Origin of the sequence: Neptuniibacter sp., assembly GCF_024231755.1 — a bacterium.
In the GTDB taxonomy this organism is placed as follows: domain Bacteria; phylum Pseudomonadota; class Gammaproteobacteria; order Pseudomonadales; family Balneatricaceae; genus Neptuniibacter.
Window position 1 is genome coordinate 1 of record NZ_JAAEQH010000093.1, and the last position, 5428, is coordinate 5428.

A 5428-nucleotide genomic window follows, 5' to 3' on the forward strand; every position below is an offset into this window, starting at 1 on the left:
AAAATATGCTGCGGTAGAACGCCAATGGAAACATTGCTTGATGGTAAATCGATTTGGGCAGAGAAGAATTTAGCCCAGATCTAAACTGACAGACACCAGATAGAAACGGGTAACTGTCAGATCAAGTCTGAGCTACTACAGCTTATATCGTAAAACCATTTGTTTTTAATAATGTGTTGTTAGCGTGATTATGATTTCTTCAAAGCACTATTAACAGTCACGTAAGCACCATAAATAAACTTTTCCTTTGATAGCTAACACTTGCAAATAGTCCCAAACCAACCCCCTCAAATATCATAAAAAATATTAGGATTCTGCTCGTCCTCTTGAGGGCTTTCCTGCTTCTTACTGAGCTGATTAATCAGCTTCTCAAATCTATTGTCTATCTGCTGATTTAGCTGTTTTAGATCGGATTGAGGCTGCTCTGAAGCCTCGCTATCCGATATCAGTGCGTTTGCCTTAACTAGTTTTGCGAGTAACCCATTTGCAGGTTCTCTTATGTGAGAATATTCCGGTGGTAGGTTGACTATCCACTGTTCAAAAGCTGTCGGATCAAAATGCGCTGGAGCGCAGTGGATCTCTCCGGAGAAAAAGTCGTTGATACTTTCGCTCCAGACTCTGTGTTTGGTGGAGCTGTTAAGTATGATCAGATCTCTGGTTTTAAGAGGTTTCTGCTTCAGCCAGCTTTCAGGAGCTTTCCACTCAGAGATCCAGCGTGGGAGGTGATTGGCTGGGATCGCTTTACTGATAAAGAACCCCTGAGCTTCTTCGCATCCCAGTTGCAACAGTCGTAGCCCTTGCTCTTCGGTCTCTACGCCTTCAGCAATGATGTGGTGTTGGAAAGTGTTAGCCAGCCCCAAGGTTGCTTCCAATATGGCCAGGTCCTCTGGGTCGAGTAACATTCCTTGAACAAAACTACGATCAATTTTCAGTTCTTCAACGGGTAGTTGCTTGAGATAGCTAAGGGATGAATAACCAGTTCCGAAGTCGTCCAGTGCAAAGCTAACCCCCATCTCTTTAGATTCAGTAATGGCGTTAAGGGCTTCGGAGAGGTTTTCCAGAGCGTGGGTTTCTATCACTTCCAGGCGGAGTGCTTCTGGAGATGCCTCTGGATTTTGCTCAAGAATGCTTTTCAGTCGGTGGGAAAACTCCGGGTCTTGTAGCTGTAGGGGGCTGATATTGACGCTGACTGGAATTTCCAGACCAGAGTTCTGCCACTTGGCGATCTGCTGCAGTGCGGTTTCTATAACCCATTCACCTATATCTACAGATAAAGGGTGTGTGCTGATAGTCGGGATAAAGTGAGAAGGAAGTAATATGCCTTGCTCTGGGTGTCTCCAGCGGATCAGGGCTTCTGCTCCAACTACATCTCCCGTTGCCATATTTACTTTCGGTTGATAGAACAGCTCAAACTCGTCTCTATCAAAAGCATGGCGAATGTTCTCGATAGCCTCATGCCGTCCTCTAAGGAGCAGGTCTTTTTCAGCATCGAATATGTGGAAACGGTTTTTTCCTGACAGTTTGGCCTGATACATCGCCTGGTCAGCCTGACGAACCAGTTTGTCTGCATCAATAGGGCTTGATTGTGGGTAATAGGTAACACCGATGCTGGCTGATATCTGCAGTTTGTAGCCGTTTACATAAACGGATTTCTCAAGCTGCTTTAATAGGTGATTGAAAATTGGCTCGCAGGATACATCTGGGGCGCGGTTGACCAGAGCGCCGATAAACTCATCTCCGCCGACTCGTCCGATAATGTCGTTAGGACCTAATGCTTCGGTCATCCGGTTTCCCAGAGTCTGCAATAGCTTATCGCCGAAATCATGGCTATGGTTGTCGTTAACTGCTTTGAATCCGTCTAGATCCAGATAGAAAACTGCGACAGTGTTCTGGTTAGTCTCCGCGTTGGCCATTACCTGATGCAATAGGTTAGTAATATGGCGTCGGTTAGGCAGCCCTGTAAGAGGGTCGAAGTGAGCGATCTGTTCCAGTTGCTGCTGCTGTTTCTTCTGAGCGGTAATGTCGGAGAATAGGGCTACATAGTAGCGAGCGCCGTCTGGATCATCTACAGCGCTGATCGTCAGCATCTGGGCATAGCTTTCACCATTTTTCTTACGGTTCCACAGCTCTCCGCTCCAATAACCTTTTTCGCTAATGTCATGCCAAAGCACAGTAAAAAAGTCTGAACCGTGATGGCCTGAATTTAGGATATTCGGTGTTTTTCCCAAAACATCTTCACGGGCGTATCCGGTGATATTTTGGAAGGCATCATTGATATCAATAATCCGCCCATCGCTTTGGGTGATCATGATTCCTTCGCGGGCGTGGGTGAATACGCTTGAAGAGAGGCGAAGCTTATCTTCAGAAATTTTTCGTTCGGTAATATCCATTAAGCGCAGGACGTAATGTTCTTTCTGATCGGTAAGGGGCTGAATATTCAGAGAGAAATAGTAATCCTTATCTTGAATTGAAAGGCGCAGGTCCTGCTCTTGGTTCTGCTCTTCGCTTAGTAGATTCTGCCAGCATTGGGCTTTGTGCACTTTCTCAAGAAAGCGGGTGTCATTGATGAATGGAATCAGTTGTTCGATATGCTGACCGGTCATGTCAGGGAACAGGTGCTGGAAAGCTTTGTTCGTATTGGTGATGTTGCCCTGTTTGATGATTAGCATCAGATCAGATGATGAATTGGTCACGCTTTGCAGGAAGTACTTTTCTCTCTCAATTAATTGTTTATTGCGATGCAGAAGTGTAGCAATAGCGAGAATGACTAAAATAACCGTGAGTGCGGCGATGATGATATTGCGGATTAGTGCATTTAAGTCCGTATTATTGACGGTTGTTAAAGGAACAAACTGGATAAAATAGCCCATATCCTCACCGAAAATGTCGGGGATGCGATGGGTGGTCAGGAGATTTTCATTGTGAGCCAGGTAGTTATTGCTGAGTAGTTGTTTTATCCCTATCTCCGCAATCTCTCTGTTTCGTTCAGGCAGGACGTCGAAGTTAGCGACATAGTAATCTTCAATAAAGGTTTTGCTTATCGCTTTGCTTAATTGTTCCCGGTAGCGTTTATCTACCAGAACCACTGAGTCGATCCCTGCTTGTTGAAGCTCTTTGATAATGGAGTTGAAGTGGGTGATTACCTCAACCATGCCGATGAATTCATCATTCTCAAAGATGGGTACCATCGATTTGAAGCTCATGGTGAACTTGCCGGTACTGATGGTTTCCATAACCTGAGGTGAAGCCATCATCTGTCGTACATCGGCTCTGACTTGTGATATTTGATCACCATACTTTCTGACCCAGCTTCGGCTGCGGCTGATACCTTCTTTGTCGATTAACTGAACCCATACATTTTTATACTTAGTATGCTTTCTAAGTTCAGCGGAAAGGTGTTTGGTTGTCTGATTCATCCCCGCCTGTATCACAGGGTCGAGTAGTATCGACTTAATATTCTGACTTTCTGCCAGAGATAGCGTGAGGGCTAGGGTGCTCTTTCGTTTAGCGTCTATGAGTCTCCCTACATCATTATTCATGTCTTCAGCGACATGTTGCAGGTGTTGCTGCTGTAACTCGCTGATTTTGTTTGAAAGAAAGTAAGATGCCGTAAAAATAAGCAGGAGTAATGCGCTGCCAAAAATGTAGTAAGTGCGGGAGGTGTAAGTATTGGGGCGCATAGATGATATAGCCGATTTCAAGATCTATTGTTGCTAATGTAACGCAGGCTTAATTAGTACAGCAATAAGTAATAAGTGTGTGAATGACTTGGGAGAGAAATCTGTTCTAAAGTATCTATTCCCATATCCAAAAAGTGGTTATATTTTCAATGTGCGGAAAAATAAAAACAACTATCGCGTCGCTTAACTGTCATAACTGAGATATGAAGGTCAGGCGAGAGGAAGAGAAGACCATGATTGATGCTGATCACTGGATACTTGAAGAGAAAGAAGCGCTGGCTCCATTGGAAAAGTGGCAAAAAACTGTGGATGTTATGGCCAGGGTATTTAGTGCCCCGGCGGGTTTCATTGTGCAAAGAGGGCCTAGCGGCTATCAGGTAGTTATCTCCAGCGAGCAGGAAAGTAACCCCTATGATGCGGGGGTCTTAATTGAAGAAGATACCAATATATTTTGCCGTAAAGTCGTTGAGGAGAAGGCGTCGCTTTATGTAAAGGATGCTCCAACAGACCCGTTTTGGGATACCAATCCAGAAGTTGTGAATGATGGATTCCGCTCATATCTGGGTTTTCCTGTGTATTGGCCGGATGGTGTACCGTTTGGAACAATCTGTGTAATGGATTATGAGAATACAGATTATGGTCGGGATTATATTGACCTATTAGGCGAACTAAGGGGGCTTATTGAGGCCGATCTGGAGATTCTGCATCAGTACCACATGATCTCTAATCTGGCGATGACGGATGAGCTGACCGGGCTTTATAACCGTAGGGGATTTAATACGGTTGCAGCTCAGTATATAGCCCTGGCAAAGCGTTCAAATATCTCATTAGGTCTTTTGTATATGGATATGGATGGCCTGAAACAGATAAATGATGTTAATGGCCATGCCGCGGGTGATGACGCACTAAAAAGCATGGCGGCATCAATGCTCAGTGTTGTCCGTGAAGATGATGTTGCCGCTCGCTTATCGGGCGATGAATTCGTTATGTTAATTGCTGTAAATGATAAAGAGCAGCTGGAGTCTGTAGTTCAACGAATTACAGGAGGGCTTAACAAGCAGGAGCTTAAAGTCAGTATAGGAGGGGTGATGCTTGATGATCCTGAAAAAGATATTGATTACTGGTTAGAACAGGCAGATATACGTATGTATCAAAAGAAAAGGGCTTAAGGTTCATACTCTACTTTCACAATTTCGTACCAGACTTCATTACCGTCTGGTTTTTCTAGGCAGACTTCATCACCTAGCTGCTTTTTGAGAAGCAAGCGTGCCAACGGTGAATCCATACTGATGTAGTCAGAACCTGCATTAATCTCATCAGGACCTACAATACGGTGACGTTTTTCCTGATCATCTTCATCCAGTAGGGTGATCCATGCGCCAAAGAACACGGTATCCCGTTTATCTGGATCCGGTGCGCGATCCACAACAACCATATCTTCTAGTCGTTTTGATAGGTAACGAACACGGCGATCAATTTCACGTAGCTGCTTCTTGCCATAGATATATTCAGCATTTTCGGAACGATCACCCTGAGCGGCCGCTTCTTTAACGGATTGAGTCACTTCCGGGCGTTTAGTTTTCCAGAGGTACTTCAGCTCATCGTTTAGGCGTTTGTAGCCCTCTCCGGTGATGTATTTCGAACTACGAGGCTGGGGTGGACGCCATCTTCCCATATGAAAAATATTCTCTTAATTTTTATTAAGTTAGGGTAAAGGATTCTAGCCTTTAGCCGATAAAAACGGGACA

Annotated in this window: 3 protein-coding genes; 1 reads left to right on the top strand and 2 read right to left on the bottom strand. The window is 44.6% G+C overall.

Going from position 1 to position 5428, the window contains the following annotated elements; genetic code table 11:
• Positions 1–287 precede the first annotated feature (287 nt).
• Complete coding sequence (locus tag GY843_RS04300) at positions 288–3680, bottom strand: EAL domain-containing protein (RefSeq protein WP_297306893.1); 3393 nt, start codon at positions 3678–3680, stop codon at positions 288–290.
• Between the two features lie 233 nt (positions 3681–3913).
• Here GY843_RS04300 and GY843_RS04305 point away from each other — a divergent pair, with 233 nt between their 5' ends.
• Positions 3914–4849 carry a sensor domain-containing diguanylate cyclase gene (locus GY843_RS04305; RefSeq protein ID WP_297306895.1) on the top strand — a complete coding sequence of 312 codons (936 nt, stop codon included), beginning with the start codon at positions 3914–3916 and terminating at the stop codon, positions 4847–4849.
• Here the strand turns inward: GY843_RS04305 and greB are convergent.
• Positions 4846–5355: a transcription elongation factor GreB gene (gene greB / locus GY843_RS04310; RefSeq protein ID WP_297306897.1), complete on the bottom strand. Its 510-nt coding sequence runs from the start codon at positions 5353–5355 to the stop codon at positions 4846–4848. The genes GY843_RS04305 and greB overlap by 4 nt on opposite strands.
• Positions 5356–5428: the final 73 nt, after the last annotated feature.

Excerpts from the sequence above, each read along its gene's own strand:
- GY843_RS04305 (WP_297306895.1), top strand. The coding sequence starts at position 3,914 with ATGATTGATGCTGATCACTGGATACTTGAAGAGAAAGAAGCGCTGGCT.
- greB (WP_297306897.1), bottom strand. The coding sequence starts at position 5,355 with ATGGGAAGATGGCGTCCACCCCAGCCTCGTAGTTCGAAATACATCACC.
- GY843_RS04300 (WP_297306893.1), bottom strand. The coding sequence starts at position 3,680 with ATGCGCCCCAATACTTACACCTCCCGCACTTACTACATTTTTGGCAGC.